Origin of the sequence: Novosphingobium pentaromativorans US6-1, from assembly GCF_000767465.1 — a bacterium.
GTDB lineage: Bacteria > Pseudomonadota > Alphaproteobacteria > Sphingomonadales > Sphingomonadaceae > Novosphingobium > Novosphingobium pentaromativorans.
The window spans coordinates 1329859-1347354 of the sequence record NZ_CP009291.1 but is presented as its reverse complement, the minus strand read 5'-3'; the positions used below and the strand labels follow the sequence as shown (position 1 = coordinate 1347354).

At 64.3% G+C, this 17496-nt stretch carries 13 protein-coding genes; 5 read left to right on the top strand and 8 right to left on the bottom strand.

Annotation, left to right across the window (positions count from 1 at the left end; genetic code table 11):
- Positions 1-83: 83 nt before the first annotated feature.
- From JI59_RS06295 to JI59_RS06285, 3 genes are all read left to right on the top strand, one after another.
- Positions 84-1250, top strand: coding sequence for an MFS transporter (locus JI59_RS06295; protein WP_007013625.1), 1167 nt, complete (start codon positions 84-86; stop codon positions 1248-1250).
- A gap of 33 nt (positions 1251-1283) precedes the next feature.
- Positions 1284-2690, top strand: a complete 1407-nt coding sequence (locus JI59_RS06290) for a zinc-binding metallopeptidase family protein (protein ID WP_007013626.1) — start codon at positions 1284-1286, stop codon at positions 2688-2690.
- Positions 2691-2813: 123 nt separating this feature from the next.
- Entirely contained in the window at positions 2814-5204 is a 2391-nt protein-coding gene (locus JI59_RS06285; protein ID WP_238532557.1) for an acetamidase/formamidase family protein, read from the top strand.
- Positions 5205-5252: 48 nt separating this feature from the next.
- On the opposite strand, the gene JI59_RS06280 is transcribed toward JI59_RS06285, so the two are convergent.
- The 7 genes from JI59_RS06280 to JI59_RS06250 all read right to left on the bottom strand — a co-directional run bounded on the left by JI59_RS06280 (position 5253) and on the right by JI59_RS06250 (position 14093).
- Complete coding sequence (locus JI59_RS06280) at positions 5253-6065, bottom strand: TauD/TfdA dioxygenase family protein (protein ID WP_007013628.1); 813 nt, start codon at positions 6063-6065, stop codon at positions 5253-5255.
- 84 nt (positions 6066-6149) lie between these two features.
- Entirely contained in the window at positions 6150-7244 is a 1095-nt protein-coding gene (locus JI59_RS06275; protein WP_007013629.1) for an acetamidase/formamidase family protein, read from the bottom strand.
- Positions 7245-7284: 40 nt separating this feature from the next.
- Positions 7285-8067 (bottom strand): 4,5-DOPA-extradiol-dioxygenase, encoded by a 783-nt coding sequence (gene ygiD / locus JI59_RS06270; RefSeq protein WP_007013630.1) that lies wholly within the window; start codon positions 8065-8067, stop codon positions 7285-7287.
- Positions 8068-8224: 157 nt separating this feature from the next.
- A complete protein-coding gene (locus JI59_RS06265; RefSeq protein WP_007013631.1) occupies positions 8225-8710 on the bottom strand; it encodes a VOC family protein in 486 nt (161 codons plus the stop codon).
- Positions 8711-8893: 183 nt separating this feature from the next.
- The gene (locus JI59_RS06260; protein WP_007013632.1) at positions 8894-10108 is read right to left on the bottom strand and encodes an aromatic ring-hydroxylating oxygenase subunit alpha; all 1215 of its coding nucleotides are present in this window, start codon (positions 10106-10108) and stop codon (positions 8894-8896) included.
- Positions 10109-10251: 143 nt separating this feature from the next.
- On the bottom strand, positions 10252-11520 hold the full coding sequence (locus JI59_RS06255; protein ID WP_238532558.1) for an MFS transporter: 1269 nt from the start codon (positions 11518-11520) through the stop codon (positions 10252-10254).
- A gap of 200 nt (positions 11521-11720) precedes the next feature.
- Positions 11721-14093, bottom strand: a complete 2373-nt coding sequence (locus tag JI59_RS06250) for a TonB-dependent receptor (RefSeq protein ID WP_007013635.1) — start codon at positions 14091-14093, stop codon at positions 11721-11723.
- A 352-nt stretch (positions 14094-14445) separates the two neighbouring features.
- Between JI59_RS06250 and JI59_RS06245 the strand changes: the two genes are divergently transcribed.
- Both JI59_RS06245 and JI59_RS06240 read left to right on the top strand, forming a co-directional pair.
- Positions 14446-15468: an aldo/keto reductase gene (locus JI59_RS06245; RefSeq protein WP_038575657.1), complete on the top strand. Its 1023-nt coding sequence runs from the start codon at positions 14446-14448 to the stop codon at positions 15466-15468.
- 88 nt (positions 15469-15556) lie between these two features.
- Positions 15557-16534 carry a bile acid:sodium symporter family protein gene (locus JI59_RS06240; RefSeq protein ID WP_007013637.1) on the top strand — a complete coding sequence of 326 codons (978 nt, stop codon included), beginning with the start codon at positions 15557-15559 and terminating at the stop codon, positions 16532-16534.
- Here the strand turns inward: JI59_RS06240 and JI59_RS06235 are convergent.
- On the bottom strand, positions 16531-17418 hold the full coding sequence (locus JI59_RS06235) for an FAD:protein FMN transferase (protein WP_081473986.1): 888 nt from the start codon (positions 17416-17418) through the stop codon (positions 16531-16533). The two genes, JI59_RS06240 and JI59_RS06235, sit on opposite strands and share 4 nt — an antisense overlap.
- Positions 17419-17496 lie beyond the last annotated feature (78 nt).

Sequence of the window (17496 nt, the reverse complement as noted above, 5' to 3'; positions counted from 1 at the left end):
GCCCCGGCCATCGTGGGCGGGCCTTCGGTAAAGGCTCGCCGGCCGGTGTTCTGGCTGCCTGTACCCTTGGCAATGCCGTTAGCGTGACTCCCGCCGTTCACGCGGTCTTCGGGCTCTTCCTGATGCCGCTCGCCGCGGAATTTGGCTGGGCGCGCGCCAGTATTTCCGGTGTCCTTGGAGTTCTCGCCCTGGTCGGCGCGGTGAGCTATCCGATGATCGGTCGCTACGTCGATCAGCACGGCGCACGGCGGACATTGTTGATCGGGATCTTCGGCCTGGCGCTTTCCATCGCTGCGCTTTCCCTTACCGGTGGTAGCCTCATCCAGTTTTACGCGACATTCGCGGTCCTCGCTGTATTCGGCGCCATGGCAGGAACGCCGATCTTCCAGAAAGTGATCGCCGACTGGTTCGAACAGAACCGCGGCACGGCGTTGGGCGTAAGCGCGGGAGGGGGCTGCGGGCTCGGTTCGGTGGTCCTGCCGGTGCTGGGCGCCGTGCTCGTGCAGGCTTGGGGCTGGCGTGCCGGTTACATGGGCATCAGCGGCTTCATGCTTGTCATCGCCTTTCCGCTGCTTTGGCTGCTGCTGCGCGACCGCAGCGTCAGCGACGATACCGAGCAGATGCCAGAGCGCGAGGGCCTGACTCTGGCTGAGGCGACGCATACCCCGGCTTTCTGGCTTGTCCTGATCGCGCTGGCGGCCGGAGCAGGGGGCACGACGGCGGTATTCAGCCACGTCGTGCCGATTCTGAGCGATCGCGGCTTTTCGATAGGCACAGGAACGGCGGTCGTCAGCGTCTTCGCTCTCGTAACCTCGGGCTGGCAGATTGCGACCGGGCGGATCATGGACATGATCCAGACGCCGCGTGTGGCCGTGCCGATGTACCTGATGGCGGTAGTCGGTCTCGTCCTGCTCGAGACCGGGCAGGGGATGCCGCAGCTGATCCTGGGCGGGGCGCTGCTGGGGGTCGGGCTAGGCGGACAGTTTGGCGCCTTGCCCTACTTCATCGCCCGCTATTTCGGCGTGCGCCATTTCGGCTCGATCATCGGGGCTATGTACTCGGCGGTAATCGCGGCGCAGGGTACGACGCCGATCCTGCTCGATGCCGTTTACGATGCACAGCATTCCTATCGCATCGCGCTTATCGGGGTCGGCGGCGCGCTCGTCGCTGGCGCGCTGTTGCTCACCTTGCTGCCGCGCTACAGCCGCTCGGCGCAGACGGCAGAGGGCCTGATGGTCGCGGGGCATTGATCTTGCACGAAACATGGATCTGGGGAGGCCAGTTTGGCTGACTATTGCGAGAACGAACCGGTTGCCGCAGGGGCCTTCGCCGATCCCGCCAGCGCGCCTTATGCGGTGAGCGAAGAAGAGCGCGCCGCGGTCGCCGCTGCCATCGATGCGGACGAACTCGTCGAACTAGCCCTGACCCTCGGCAATATTCCCAGTCGCTCGCGCGAGGAACTGGCGGCAGCCGAATTCGTGCACGACTGGATGGCGCAGGAGGGCTTTCGCCCGCGCAAGGTCGGCGCAACGCCTGAGCGGCCGAACGTCATCGGTGAATACGGCGGCAACGGGCGCGGGGCGAACCTGCTGTTCACGGCGCATCTCGATACCGAGAGTCCCAGCGGAATGCGCGAACACGACAAGTTCCGCTACCGCGAGAGTACGCTGGCCGATCCGGAATGGACGAAGTGCTGGGTCGATGAGGAAGGGCGGCTGCGCGGATATCCGATCTCCAACGATCGCGGGCCGATGTCCTGCTTCCTCATCGCCGCCAAGGCGCTGCGCAAGGCGGGTATCGGGCTGGCCGGGAAGACCTGGCTTACGGCCTGTCCGGGTGAGATCGGTCCTGAACCGATCGAGGAATTCTCAGGCATCGACTGGAACGGCAAGGACATCGGCGCGCATTACCTGTTCCATCATGGCGGCGTAGCGCCCGACTATGCGATTGCCGCTGAAGGCACCGATTTCGGCCTGACCTGGCAGGGCTGCGGCTATGCGCTGTTCCGGGTCCGCATATTCGGCCAGGGTGTGTTTTCGCCGATTCTCGATGCGCCTGAGGATGCGCGGGCTCATCCCAACCCGATCTACCGCCTTGGCCCTGTAATCGATGCGCTCCATGCTTGGGGGCTGGACTTCGAACGCAGCAGCCGGTTGGAGACCGAAAGCGGTGCCATCGCGCCCAAGGTCCAGATCGCGTCGGTGCGCGGCGGAATGCCAATCGACTTCGGGGCAGGCACCGAAGTCTGCGCGCTCTATATCGATGTCTCGCTCAACCCCAGGCAGAAGGCGGCGGACGCCTATCACGGCATCGTCGAGGCCATGCGCGGGGTCGCGGTCCAGGACTTCGATGTCGAGCCGGTTGTCGTGCGCCATGGTTTCGAGGCCCGCCCGGACGAAGTCGCTCCGCTTGTCGGTGCGGTCGATGCCGCCACCAGGCTGGCCCGCGGAGCGCCGCTGAAGCCCGCACATCCGGTCTATTCGAGCATGTGGCGCGATCACAATGTGTTCAACATGCACCGCGTTCCGGCAGTCACCACCGGCATGCCGCGCTGGCGGCCGACGCGCGAGGACATGGCCTCCAGCGCGCTCGTTTATGCGCTGACGATGCTGGCGGTTTGCGGCCGTGGCGATACGCCTGGACAGATTGCCGGGATATCCAGCGTGTACGGTAACGATACGCCTTTCTGACCGGGTGAAATGCCCCTTGCCGGTAGCCTGAACGCTGGATAGACCTTGCAGAAAGGTCGCCAGAGTTAAGAAGCGTTCATCGCCCGGGACAGGGTGCCACCAGCTTATCGGGTGGTCCTCGCTTTGCGAATTACAACGAATGTCTATCCCAAGGAACAGCGCCGCGACGCATGGCGCTTTGCGCTCAAGCGCCTGTCGCTCACGCTCGACGAAGTGGACGAGGCGACGCTTTACGGCGAGCTGATCCATTTTCGCTCGAGCACCAATATCGACTTCACTCGTGTGACCGGAACGCCGCAGTCCTGGTCGATCGACTTTCGCGAACAGCCGCAGACCTACTGGCTGGCGATCATTCTCGACGGCAGCGCGACGATGCGCGACGCGCAGCAGGAAATCCGGCTCGGCGACGGCGAGATGATCTGCGGCAGGGGCGATTCACCGGTGCATCTGTCATTCGCGGGCGATAACCGCAGCCTGATCGTGCAGGTGCCGCACAGCGAGTTGTCAATGCGGTTGAAGACGCCAATCGGCGGCGCACCGCGCAAGATCGCGACGGATACCGGCACTGCGCGCGTCTTTGCCGGGATGCTTCGTTCGCTTGCGGACACGATCTCGGACATCACCACCGACCAGGCACGGCCGATTGAACTGGCGTTCCCCGAATTCCTCGTCACCAGCCTGCTAGACAACGCGCCGGCAAAGGCATTGGGCGGCGCGGCGGGCATGCGTGCGGCGCTGCTGGAACGCATTTTCCAGACGATCGAGATCCGCCTGTCCGACCCCGATCTCAATTATCAGCAGGTCGCGGCAGAGCACGGGATTTCGCCGCGTTACCTCCAGAAGCTGTTCGAATCGATCAACGATTCCTTCGGCCACTACGTGAAGGTGCGGCGCCTCGAACGCTGCCGTCTCGACTTGCGCAGCCCGCTTCATGTGCAGAAGTCGATTTCCGACATTCTGTTCGAGTGGGGTTTCAACGATTCCGCCTCGTTCAGCCGCGCCTTTCGTGAGCAGTACGGCATCTCGCCGCGCGAATATCGCAAGGCTCAGCCGCAGGAGCAGGAGGCGGTAGAGCTGCTTCGGCGCGGCCGTCCGGCCCGTGGTGAACGCAGTGCGGCAAAGCAGGACAGTTCCGGCGAAGAAAAGCTGGTCGATGCTGCCGAGGAGCCGGACCCCCGACGCGAGCCCGACAAGGACGCGGACGGCGAGGAGGAGGGGGCGTCAGCTCCCGCGCTCGATGCCGCGCAGTTCCTGCCCGACGGCCAGCCGGTCCGCCATCACCATCTTCCGGCCTCGCCCGAGACAGTGCATTGGGGTTATCTCAGCAAGGACCTGAAGCCAGCGCTTCACGTGCGCTCGGGCGATTTCATCACTATCGAGACGTTGACCCATCACGCCAACGACGATCCCGAGCGCATGGTTCACGGCGATCCGGGCGCGGAAAGCGTCTACCATTGGGATGAGCACGGCAAGGCGGTTGACCGGCGCGGCGCAGGCCCGATGGATGCCAGCGCCTTCGGCCGCGGGCCGGGCGAGGGGTTCGGCGTTCACATCTGCACCGGTCCCATTGCGATCGAGGGTGCCATGCCGGGCGACCTCGTGGAAGTGCGCATCCTCGATCTCAAGCCCCGTCCCAGCGGCAACCCGCGCTTTGCCGGCAAGTGCTTCGGCAGCAATGCCGCGACTTACTGGGGCTTCCACTACCAGGACCTGCTGACCGAGCCGAAGAAGCGCGAAGTCATCACGATCTACGAAGTCGAGGCGACCGGCGCGCGCACGCCCACAGCCCACGCCGTCTACCAGTATCGCTGGACCGAACAGGTCGATCCCTCCGGCATTGCCCATAGCCGCTATGACTATCCGGGCGTCCCGGTCGATCCCACGACGATCGAGCGCAATTACGACGTCCTGCGAAATGTCGAGATCCCGATCCGCCCGCACTTCGGCGTGATCGCGGTCGCACCTGCCTATGGTGGACTGGTGGATTCGGTCCCTCCGGCTTCATTCGGAGGCAATCTCGATAACTGGCGCACCGGCCCGGGTGCGCGCGTCTTCCTGCCGGTACAGGTAGCCGGGGCATTGCTCTCGCTTGGCGATCCGCATGCCTCGCAGGGCGATAGCGAACTGTGCGGCACGGCTATCGAATGCTCGATGACCGGATTGATCCAGGTCGTCCACCACAAGGCCTCGGGCCTTATCGAGCAATTGAAGGATGTCGATTACCCGCTGATCGAGACCGAGACCGAGTGGGTGGTCATGGGCTTCAGCCACCCAGATTACCTCAAGGAACTGGGCGAAGACGCGCAGAGCGAGGTGTACAAGCAGTCCTCGATCGATTCCGCGATGCGCGACGCATTCCGCAAGGCCCGCCGTTTCCTGATGACGGCCAAGCAGCTCAGCGAGGACGAGGCGATATCGCTGCTGTCGGTAGGTGTCGATTTCGGTGTGAGCCAGGTGGTAAACGGAAACTTCGGCGTACATGCGGTGATCCGCAAGGCACTGTTCACCAGCTGAGGTCGCTCGTCACCCCGTCGGCATTGGCGACGGAGTGACGGAAGTGGATCAGAAGGGGCGGTCGCCTGCGACCGTAACGCGGAAGCCTGAGCGCACTTCGGGAAAGTAGTCCCACACCGCGAAATGCTGGGTGCAGCGGTTATCCCAGAACGCGATCGAGTGAGGCTCCCACCGGAAGCGCACATGGAAGTTGGCGTTCTTGATGTGCTCGTACAGGAAGCGGAGCACCGCATCGCTTTCCTCCAGCGAAAGCCCGTTGATGCGCGTGGTGTAGGAGGAGTTCACGAAGAGCAGCTTGCGCCCTGTCACGGGATGGGTGCGGATGACCGGGTGGCTGTTGCATTCGTAGGTTTTCTGGATGTCCGGAAACAGCGCCTTGTAGACCGGGTTCGCATCGTGGACCGCGCTCAGCGGTTCGAGAAACGCCTTCATCGGTTCTGACAGGCCTTCGTAGGCGGCGTACATGCTGGCGAAAAGGGTATCGCCCCCGGTCTCGGGCAGGGTGTGCATGTAGAGGATCGAGCCCATCGGCGGTTCGGGATCGCACGAGAGGTCGGAATGCCACTTCTCGCCGGCGACGAACTTGCTGTTTTCGTCGGCATGGATGGCGACCACTTCGGGGTGATCGTCCAGCCCTTTCACGGCAGAATGCATGTGCAGCTTGCCGAAGGCGCGGCCGAAGGCCTTTTGCGCTTCGTGGTCGATCCGCTGGTCGCGGAAGAAGACGACCTGATGCTTCATCAGGGCATCGTGGATTTCCGCGAAGGCCTGGTTGCCCAGCGGTTCTCGCAAGTCGATGCCGAAGATCTCGGCGCCGATCCGCTTGGTCATCGGACGCACCTCGATCATTTCATACCCCATCGTCCACTTTCCTTCGTCATCAGAAGCAACAGGCGTGTGCCGGACGGTTGGGAACGCCCGGCACACTCTCGGTAATCGGCATGTTCATTCGGGATCGATCACGGTGCCCTTCTCGGGGAAGATGCGCCTTTCGATGCGGCAGTGGATGCCCTGGGTGCCATCGACCACCTGGGTCACGCCGAAGTCTGCCGCGACGCTCATCAGCGAATAGCCGTCATGGCGCGAGAGGCCCTGATGCTCGGTGAGCAGGTGGAGCATATCCAGCGAGGCGCCCTTCATGGCCTGGTCGAGATCCTCGCCGAAGCCGTGGACGATCCAGCAGTCCGGCGTCTCGAGCAGGGGCGAGGGGAACGAGAAGTCCTTGCGCAGGACGATCTGGAACAGGACGTCGAGCGATGCTTCGATGGCAGTGCCGCTTATCTCGCCGTCGCCCTGGCTGATGTGGGGATCGCCGATCGAGAACAGGCCGCCCTTGACCTGCACCGGGTAGTACATCGTCGAACCCGCGCCGATGCGCCAGTTGTCGATGTTTCCGCCGTGCAGGCCGGGCGGGATCGTGCTGACCGGGTCGTTGACGGCGGGCGCTACGCCGGCAGTGCCAAGGTGCGGACGGGCAGGGAGGGTGATGCCGGGCAGGGCGGGCGAGCGGTCGCATTCCGGGCAATGGGTAATGCGACCGGGTTCGACGTACTTTTCCGCCACGTCATAGGCATAGAGAGCGCTGGCGGTATTGGCGTTGGGATCGATCTTGTAGATCGTCACGCGCTCGGTCTCGCCGAATTCCTCGTAGAGGTGGCCCCAGTTCGCCTGCAGGTTCGAGCCGTAGTTCATGCGCGGTTTCATCTGGAAATAGCGCACTTCCAGCATGTCGCCCGGCTCCGCGCCCTCGACGTAGATCGGGCCGGTCATGATGTGGCAGCCCGGTGCGCGGGTGCTGGGATCGATCTCGGTAAAGATGCGGCGGATATCGTCGTCGAACATCAGTTCGGGATCGTCGCCGGCATGGTGGGTGACGGCCTGCGCGGAGATCAGGTCGCCGCTCCTGACGGTCAGGGCGGGCTTGATTTCGGGAGAGAAGTAACCCCAGTGCACCGTCTCTGGCGTGGCCCTGAGATGGTGCAGGGCGCTGGGCGCGGCGGTCTGCTTGGCGAACTCGGGCTTCAGGTCGATCAGTGCCATCTAAACTCCTGTGACACAGGTGGAAACGGGAAGGGGCGGCTCAGGCCTCGTCGATCAGGACGCTCGTCATGCTGAGCGACTTGTGCTGGATGAAATGCGGGTCGAACCGGGCGTTTTCGCCCTCGTGCCTGGCGCCCAGGACATAGAGCAGCGGCAGGAAGTGGTCCGAACTGGGCACCGACAGGCGCGCGGCCTCGCCAAGCGCCTCGTAATCGATGACGGTCCTGGGATCGTCGCCGGCAATGGCTTGGCACATCGCGGTGTTGAACTGCTCGGCCCAAGGGTATGGCGCGGCGGCGGGATTGGCCCAGTCCATCGCGGGCAGGTTGTGGACGATATTGCCGGTGCCCATGATCAGCACGCCTTCATCGCGCAGGGGGCGCAGCATACGCCCCACCAGCCAGTGCTCCGCCGGGGTCTTGGCAATGTCCATGCCGAGTTGGATCACCGGCACATCGGCTTCGGGATAGGCGTGGACGAGGACCGACCAGGTGCCATGGTCGAGGCCCCAGTTGGCATCGAGGCCGACGGGCATGGGCGCCAGCAGTTCCTTGACGCGGGCGGCCAGCTCGGGATCGCCGGGGGCGGGGTACTGGACATCGAAAAGCGCCTGCGGGAAGGCTCCGAAGTCATGGATCGTGCGCGGCTGGGCCATTGCTGTCACGGCCGTGCCGCGGGTCTGCCAGTGCGCGGAAATGCACAGGATCGCCCTGGGCTTGCCGATCCGCGTGGCCATCTCGTTCCAGGTCTTCGTCACGTCGCTCTTTTCCAGGGCGATCATGGGGCTGCCATGTCCGAAGAAGACGATGGGGAGGCGGCTCATTGTCGTGTGCTCCGTTGAGTTCCCGCGGCGACCGACCCGATGGGCGCCGTAGATCTTGTGCTGTTGGGGGAAGGCTAGGCCGGGGCCGTGTTCCCGGTCTTGCGGCGCGGCGCACAAGAACTTGTCGCGCTGCCGCAGGACCGGGAAGGGGAGGGCCTTATTCGCAGGTATAGCCCTCCGGGATCTGCGGGTTTTCGCCGGCCTTCACCCAGAGCAGGATCTCGTTGCCCCAGGGGTCGGCGAAGCAGTGGTTGAACCCGTTGAATTCCTTCCAGTAGTGGTTGCGCCACAGGATCTTGGCGCCGAGCTTTTCTGCGGTGTCTAGGATGCGCTCCGGGGTGTCGTCATCACTCACCAGGACCCAGATCCGCGCCTTGCGCCCTTCAGTCGAAAGCGTGCGCGGCTCCGCGCCGCCGGGATTGGGATTGGGGCGAGCGTTCCTGGCGTCGAATACGCCGAAGTGGAGATTGCCGATCTGGCTGTCCGACCCGTCCTTGTTCTTGAAGAAGCCGCCAGGGACCATGCGGTGATAGAGCCCGCCCATGCGCGCATCGTCTTCCCAACCGAAGACTTCGGCGTAGAATTTTCCGGCATTGTCCGGATTGTCAGTGGCGAAGTCGAAGAAAATCAAGCTGTTGGTCATCGATAGCTCCCTTGTGCTGGGAACAAGGCCTAGTGTGGCGCGGGAACTTTGCTCGGCGCCACGCGCACAATTCCTTGATCTCGCGCGACGATTTTCGGCGCGGCGACGGCCCATGCAAAAAGGCGGCGCCCGACCGGAGTCGGACGCCGCAGCCGTCGGGAATGGACAGTGCAATAAGTGAGATCAGGCAGCGCCGGAGCGCTTGATCTCGGTAACCGGAGCCGAGGGGCCGCGACGGCGGTCCCACTCAGCCCAGTAGCGGTCGACGAGCCAGACGTTGAGAAGGCGTTGGGCCCCTTCCTGCCAGGAATAGCGGCCGCGTGGGGCGTGCTTGGATCGCAGCCCTTGCTGGACGAGTTCGTCGACGTGGAAGTCCTGCGCCACGATTTCCTCGACCGCCTGGTCGTTCATCTTCATTTTCAGGTCGAATAGCGGATCGTCCATTGCCTCGGGAACCAAGAGCGTGCCGATCGTCAGCGCGTGCGATCCGGCCGAGCGCGGGTCCATGATGAGGTAGAGGACAGTATCGTTGAGCACGACGAGCGAGAGGCTCGGCGGCAGGTTCACGAAAAGCAGCCGGTTCTGCTCTTCTTCGGTCAGCTTTGGGAAGACCGGGAAGACCGAGCGCTGGGTGGCGTTGAATGCGGCGTTCCTGTGAAGCGTCCCGTTGAGCCGGTAGTAGCCCGCCGAGTTCTCGGGAACTTCCGGAAAGCTGGCGAGGCCGCTGGGAATGAAGTCGTGCAGCGGGCCGGCATGCAGACGGCTGGCGTGATAGCCGTCGTTGTTGTTCTCCAGCATGACCTTCCAGTTCCACGGGAACACGGTCGGCTCCTCAGGGCGCGGGCCGCGCAGCGAGGCGAAGTCGTAATTGGCGACGACTGGCTCCAACGCGGCAAGGCGCGGGGTCAGCGGTTCTGCCTCGGGATCGAGGTTGACGAAGATGAAGCCGTGCCAGGTCTCGTGACGGATCTCGGGCAGGGCCGCGGCCTTCTTGTCGAAGTTGCAGGTCCTGCTCATGGCCGGCGCGCCGACGAGGGTGCCGTCGAGATCGTATGTCCAGTGATGGTAGGGGCAGACGAAGGCACGTGCGTTGCCTTGCCCTTCGGCAACCAGCATCGCGCGGTGCTGGCACACCGCCGACAGGGCCTTGACCGATCCGTCGCGGGTCTTCGATACGATGATCGGCTCGTCCGCGCGGGTCACCGTGAAGAAGTCACCCGGCTCGCCGAGCCATTCCTCGCGGCCGACGCACAGCCATTCATGCTGGAAGATGGCGTCCATCTCGAAGTGGAAGAATTCCTCGCTCGTATAGCAGGCCGGCGGCAGGGTGTCGGCCTCGAGCGTGTCGAGCTTGGAACTCGCGAGACTGTCGAAAAACTGGTCGTTGAGGAGAGTCATTCTGGCCTGTTTCCGTTTTGGGCGAACCGGTGGAATGCGCCTCGTGCGCTTTCCGACGATATTGGGAGGTTAGCCGCTTCGCAGGGGGGCGGCTTTGCGCTGGGCGTAGTGATTTTTGGCATTGGGCCCCGCCACGCTCGGGCTCATTCGGCCGGAACGAGATCTCCGACGCCGTCCGTCCCGCCTTGTGCCTCGTCACCTTGCGGGCGCTGCTGCGGCGCACGCAGGAACAGCACGGCGACGGCGATCGCGCCGACTAGAAGGATCGAGAAGACCAGCATGGCCGGGGCGTAGCTGCCGGTCAGGTCGGCGATGGTCCCAGCGCCGACCGGGCCCAGTACCGCGAGCGTGGTCGCCGTGGTTGCCATCGCGGTCATGTCGCCGGCGATGGCCGCACCGAAGTAGCGCAGGATCAGCACATGGGCGGAGAGCCAGGTCATGCCCCAGCCGGTGCCGAACAGCGCGGCGGCTCCGCAAGCAACGAGGACATGGGGCGAGGACCACAGTACCGCCATGGCCGCGGCCTGGAGGATGAGCCCGGCGATCAGGATGCGGCGCGGGTCGTAGCGTTCGCACACGGCGCCTGTCACGCCCTTGGCCCCGGTTCCGGCAAAGGCCAGCAGGCTCATGGCGATTGCGCCGGGTGCGGCGCCGTCGCCGAGGGTGGCGATGTGGGCGACGAGGATCGAATGGGTCGAAGTAACGACCAGTTGCACGACCGTCATGATCACCGCAAGGGTCACGAAGGTCGGGTTGAACAGGGCCTCGCGTACAGTCCAGTTCCGGGGTTGGGCGGCGGCGCCATCGCGCTTGTCGCCCGGGCCTTTGACCTGTTCGACGCTTTCGACCTTCACCGCGTCGCGCACGCATATCAGGCAGACGAGGCCGACGAGTGCAGCGCAGATGGCCATGACCATCCAGTGCAGGCGCCAGTCGCCGGTCAGGCCGACGATGGTGCCGACGATCAGCGGACCGGCGATGCCGCCCGACGATCCGATCATGAAGTAGAAGCCGATCATCCGCGCCGAGGTGCGCGGGAACCACGTCGCCAGCAGGTACACCGCGGGCGAAGGCGCGGCGAGGGTGAAGCCGATGCCCATGAGCGAGGTGGCGATGAAGAAGTAGGTCAGGTCGCTGATCATCGAGGCGATCAGGAAACCGGCGGCAAGCACCAGGCAGCCCAGGAACATGGTCACGCGCGTGCCGACCGTCTTCATCATCACTGGCGGCAGGGGACTGGCGATCCCGCAGGCCAGGCCGAGCAGAGAGAAGCTGAGGCCTGCCGCGGCCTTGGACCAGCCCAGTTCTGCAACCATGGTGTAAAGGACGTATCCCAGCGACGTGAAGGTCGTTGCCGTGACGAAGAAGAAGGCAAGCGAAGCGGCAAACATGACCTGTACGTTACGCGGCATGGGGGCTCCTGCAGGCATTGCGATCCGGAAACCTTTTCCGGGATTCGACAGGCTCGAAGCTCTCACGGTGCCGCCGTACACTCTTGATGGTGCGCGCCTGAAGACTTGATCGTCCGGTGAAGAGGTGCCGAGACGAAGCGGGGCGCGCCGGCCTTTCGGTCGACGCGCCCCGGCGCTGGAGGTGAGGGCTTCCAGTCAGATCAGAAGCGATACCCGAACGAGAGGATCACCTGCCGTGGCGGGATGTAGGTGTCGAACACCTGCGCGCTGCCATAGGGATCGGAGAAGCGCGAGTTCACGCCGTCCTCGTCGAACAGGTTGATCACGCGCAGGGTGATGTCGGTGTTGGTCCCCTCCGGCTCGTACTTCGCCATCAGGTTGACCTGCGTGTAGGACGGGGTGAGGTCGACGGCGCCGTCGTTGAACAGGCGGTACTGGTACTTGCCGCGATAGATCAACTGGGCGCGGGTGGTGAGTTCTCCGGGGCCGACCTCAGCATTGTAGGTTGCGGCAATGGTGCCCTGCCAGCGCGGCAGTTTGGGAATGCGGTTGCCCTTGATGTCGGCGCGCGCGGCATCGCGGGCAAGGACCGCGTCGTAGAAGTTGGTCCAGAACAGGTAGTCAGGATAGCCCGCCGCGTTCTGCGCATCGGTGGCCGCAGTGGGATCGAGCGCTGCGTAGTGCGAGGTGAACTTGCCCTCCAGCCAGGACAGCGAAGCGTCGAAGCGCAGACCGTCGGTTGGCACGTAAGTGCTTTCCAGTTCCAGGCCATAGACCCGCGCCTTGGGCGCATTGCTGATGCCCTCGCCGTAAAGGATCGGATCTTCCTCGAGGAACTGCATGTTCTTGTACTGGTAGAGGAAGGCTGAAGCGTTGATCTGCAGCGTGTCGTCCATGAAGCGGTTCTTGGTGCCGGCCTCGAAGGAGTCCACGGTCTCCTGCTTGTAGGTCGGCAGGACCGAGAAGCTGCCGCCCGAAGCCGAAGCCGAGTTGATGCCCCCCGGCTTGAAGCCGCGGGTCCAGCTTGCATAGACCATGTTTTCCGGGGTGATCTGGTAATCCAGCGCAACCTTGCCGGTCCAGGCATCGGCCTTGCGGCTGCCAGTGGATGCCGGCTGCATGTAGGCGCCTGAAGTCTGGTTGGACGTCCCGCCCGACAGGCTGTCATAGGCTCCCGAGGCCTTGTCGTGGTTGTAGCGCACGCCTGCCGTGAGCTTGAGCTGGCTCGTCACTTCGTAGGTGCCCTGCGCGAAGAAGGCATAAAGCTCGCGCTTGATCGACGACAGCTCGGCGTATGTGAGATTGCCGACCAGCGGATCGTCGAAGGCCGTATCGACCGGCAGCGCGGGCTGCAGGAAGTTGTCGTCGTCGCTGCGGTACTCGTTGATGTACTGGCTGTTCTTCGAGTGCAGGTAGACGCCGCCCAGGACCCAATTGAACGGACCGTTGCCGTTCGAGGTCATGTTGATTTCCTGGCTCCAGCTCTCGGTATCGGAAGCCCAGAGAGGAACGTGGTCGTAGCTGACGCCGGTGAAGCTGATCGGATTGTAGGTGTTGGCAAAAAAGAGCTCGGTATCGAGCCCGTCCGCATCCCATGCCTGCTCGGAATGCAGCTTCTGGTAGCCGGTGATCGACTTGATCGTGGCGAAGGGTGTCTCCCACTTGATCACGCCGGTATAAAGCTCGGTCTTCACCTCCGACCTGCCGGGATAGTCCTGCGTCAGGACGCGCGGATCGGTATCGGGATCGAGGATGTTCTTCTGTGCCGGGCCGTTGGTCTTGCTGTCGTACTGCACCGTGTTCAGCGTGATCGAGAAGTTCGGCGCGGGCGACCACTTGGCGCCGATGCGCCAACCGGTCTCGTCCTGATCGTCGAGGTCGTACTTGTCGACGCCGGGGACCTTGGTCGCATAGGCGTAGCCGTCGTGCTTGGTGTACTGGATCGCGCCGCGGATCGCGAGCGTGTCGCTCAGCGGTACGTTGAGCGCGCCGGAGCCTTCCATGTACTTGTAGTTGCCGATCCCGGCGCTGACGTTGCCGGACAGCGCATCGGTGCTCGGTTCGATCGAGACGACGTTGATCGTGCCGCCGGTCGAACCCTGGCCGAACAGGGTCCCCTGCGGGCCGCGCAGGACTTCGACCTGGGCAACGTCGATGAAGGCTGCGCTCGCGGCGATCGAGTTGAAAATGTAGACGCCGTCGATGTGGTAGGAGACGCCCGGCTGCGTGTTGGTGTTCTCCGGCGTTTCGGAGCCGATGCCGCGGATGGTGATGATCCGTTCGCCGCCACCGCTGCGCGCAACCACGAGACCGGGCACCGACCCGTTGAGGCCGGTGATGTCGGTGATGTTTGCCGCCTTGAGCGTTTCGGAAGTGACAGCGCTGACCGAGAGCGGGGCCTCCTGAAGGCTCACCTCGCGGCGCTCGGCCGTGACGACGATGTCGGTGATGCCGGTTTCCCCCGGCGTCGGTGCCTGGGCTTCGGCCTCGGCGGCATGGGCACTATTCGATGCGAATGCGAGCATGGATACGCTGCAGGCCAGGGCATAGGCGATGTGAGATTTGGTGTTCATGAAAGCTCCCCGAAACATGACGACAGAACCCATTCCCGGTCTGCGGCTCGTCATTGTCTGGGTCGGCCGCTTGTCCTGAAATCTGGCGGTTCGGCGGCAACGGGTCTTGTGCACTTGCGAATAAGTACTTGACTGGAGCCCCCCCGGAGCCATGCGGCAAGAGGGGGAATATCCCTTTATTTCAGGTCGCGAACGAGGCTCTGGTACAGGGTCGGCTACCGGTTGCACCGCGCAATAAGTGCGCGGATGGCGTCTCAGGTCAAAGCGCGGGCGTACCCAGCATCAAGACCGCACGGCCCGCGTCTGCCAAAGGCCAATGCATGTGAATGGATGGACATGCCCGGGAGGCCACATGACTGCGACCGCTTCACCTACAACACTACGCAAAGCCACGCTGGGCCGCACGGGAATGGAGATCAGTCGCGTCGGCTTCGGGGCCTGGGCCATCGGCGGTCCGGACTGGGCAGTCGGATGGGGGGCGCAGGACGATGCGGATTCGGTGCGGGCGATCCGTCATGCGGCCGAGCGCGGGGTAAACTGGATCGATACTGCGGCGATATACGGTCTCGGTCATTCCGAGGAAGTGGTCGCTCGCGCGCTTGCCGAAATTCCGCAGGCCGAGCGGCCTTATATCTTCACCAAGTGCGGGCAGGTCTGGGATCCGGCGGACCGCAAGAGCAAGCTGCGCGTCGGTCGCAAGGATTCCATCCGCCGTGAATGCGAGGATTCGCTGCGCCGACTTCGGGTCGATGTCATCGACCTGTTGCAGATGCACTGGCCCGCGGAAGACGGCAGCGAGCTGGATGAATACTGGCAGGCTCTGCTGGACCTGAAAGCCGAGGGCAAGGTGCGGGCCGTCGGCCTTTCGAACCATGATGCCGTCCAACTCGAGCAAGCCGAAGCGCTTGGCCATGTCGACACCCTCCAGCCGCCGCTGTCGGCGATCAAGCGCGGTGCGCTGGAGCGGGAACTGCCCTGGTGCCTGGCCTGCGATACCGGGGTGATCGTTTATAGTCCGATGCAGTCGGGGCTTCTTTCCGGCGGCTTTTCTGCCGAGCGGGTGGCCGGACTGCCCTCTGACGACTGGCGTTCGAGCCACCCGGACTTCACAGGCGATGCCCTGGCGCGCAATCTTGCCGTGGCGGAGGCGATGAAGCCGGTGGCCGAGCGCCACGGAGTTTCGCAGGCGGCAGTCGCGGTGGCCTGGGCGCTGGCAATGCCGGGCGTGACCGGGGCCATAGTCGGCGCGCGCAGTCCGGCGCAGGTCGATGGCTGGGTCGCAGCGGCCGGGCTCGAACTCGACGCGACGGATCTGGGGCAGATCGCGCAGGCCATCCGCAGCGCCGGAGCGGGCGAGGGACCGGTAATCGGTTGAGCGAGGCCGGTGGAGACAGTTTCAAGCAAAAGTAGCGTCGCTTGCCTCGGTTTCCCGTGCTAGGCGGCCGCGCCGGACAGGATACCCGATGAACCGATTGCTCGCCCGCTTCAATATCGACCCCTACCTGCTGCTGCTGGTCTCGACCGTTGCGTTTGCCTCGGTCCTGCCGGCGCGCGGGGTCTTTGCCGACATTGCCGGAGGAGTTGCCGACGCGGGCATTGCGCTGCTGTTCTTCCTGCACGGGGCCAAGCTCTCGCGCGAGGCGATCGTGGACGGCGCGCGGGCCTGGAAGCTGCATGTCTCGGTGGCATCGCTCACCTTCGTCCTGTTCCCGCTGATCGGGCTGGCGGTTTCTGCGATTCCCGGTCTGGACCCGGCATTGGCTACCGGCGTGCTGTTCCTCACACTGCTGCCTTCCACAGTGCAGTCATCTATCGCCTTTACCGCGATTGCCGGGGGCAATGTTGCCGCTGCGGTGTGCAGTGCCTCCTTCTCCAACCTTGCCGGCATCTTCGTGACGCCCTTGCTGACTGCGGTGCTGATCACCGGGAAGCAGGGCGGTTTCTCGAGCGATCCGGTGATCACGATTTCCATGCAACTGCTGCTGCCGTTCCTCGCAGGCCATTTCCTGCGCCCCTGGATCGGCGAGTTTGTGGCGCGGCACAAGAAAGTGCTGGGCTACACCGATCGCGGCTCGATCCTGCTGGTCGTCTACACCGCTTTCGGGGCTGCCGTCATCGACGGGCTGTGGAGCCGCGTGACCATCGGCGAACTGGCGCTGATCGCGGGAATATCGATTGCCATCCTCGCCCTCGTCTTACTGGCGGCGAACATGCTTGGGCGGGCGATGCGCTTTTCGCGAGAGGACCTGATCGTCCTGGTCTTCTGCGGTTCGAAGAAGAGTCTTGCGACCGGCGTTCCCCTGGCGGGCGTGCTGTTCACACAGGCGCAAGTGGGCGCGATCATCCTGCCGCTGATGTTCTTTCACCAGATCCAGTTGATGGTCTGCGCCATTCTCGCGCGTCGCTATGCCGCGCAGACCACCCGCGAGGCGATTGCCTAATCGAGCATTGCTGCCAGTGCGGGGGTGAGTATCTCGGTCTCGGCCACGATGCGCGCGGCGATGCCGTGCTGCCTTGCGAAGTCCTCGGCGGCCTCACCCATCACCATCAGCGCCGTCGCGAGCGCGTCGGCGCGCATCGCGGTCTCGGCCAGCACCGTCACACTTAGGGCGCCATTGCGCAGCGGCGCGCCGGTTGCCGGGTCGATGGTATGGCCAAGCCGCATGCCGTCCACTTGATGGAACCGGCGCGTGTGGCCGCTGGTCGCGACCGCGCAGCCGCTCAGCGCAATGCGCAAGGGCGTGAGCCCCTCGCCGCCAGTCTCCTCGAGATCCACCCACCATGGCTGGAAATCGGGCTTCAGGCCCTGCGCGCGCAATTCGCCGCCGACTTCGACGAGGAAGGATGAGGCGCCGGCGGCGGTGACTGTTTCGGCGAGCAGGTCGACCCCGTAGCCCTTGGCGATGGCGCACAAGTCGAGGGCGATCCCTCCCGGTTGGCGCAGGCGTGCCGGATCGGGTGCGAAATCCAGCCGCTTCCAGCCTTGGGGCGAGGCAAGGGTATCGAGCGCGTCGCAGGTTGGCGCTTGCGTGGCCGGGCTGGCGCCGAAGCCCCAGGCCTCGCTCGCCGCGCCGACCGTGGGATCGAAGGCCCCGCCCGTCAATTGCGCGACGTCGAGCGCTTCTGCCATGACCGCTGCGAATTCGGGCGGAAGCGGAAGCCATTCGCCCGCACCGGCGCGGTTGAAGCGGCTGAGATCGGAGTCCGGTTCCCACTGGCTCATCTGCGCGACGACGCGGTCCAGCGCGGACTGGCAATCGCGGCGCAACCTGCCGACTTCCAGGCTGGGTTCTGCCACGAGCCGCACCGACCATGTCGTGGCCATGGACCGTCCGCCGAACGAAACGACTTCTCCCACAGGCGGGGTCAGCAGTGCCTCAGGCCAGTCGACCGACGGAATGGC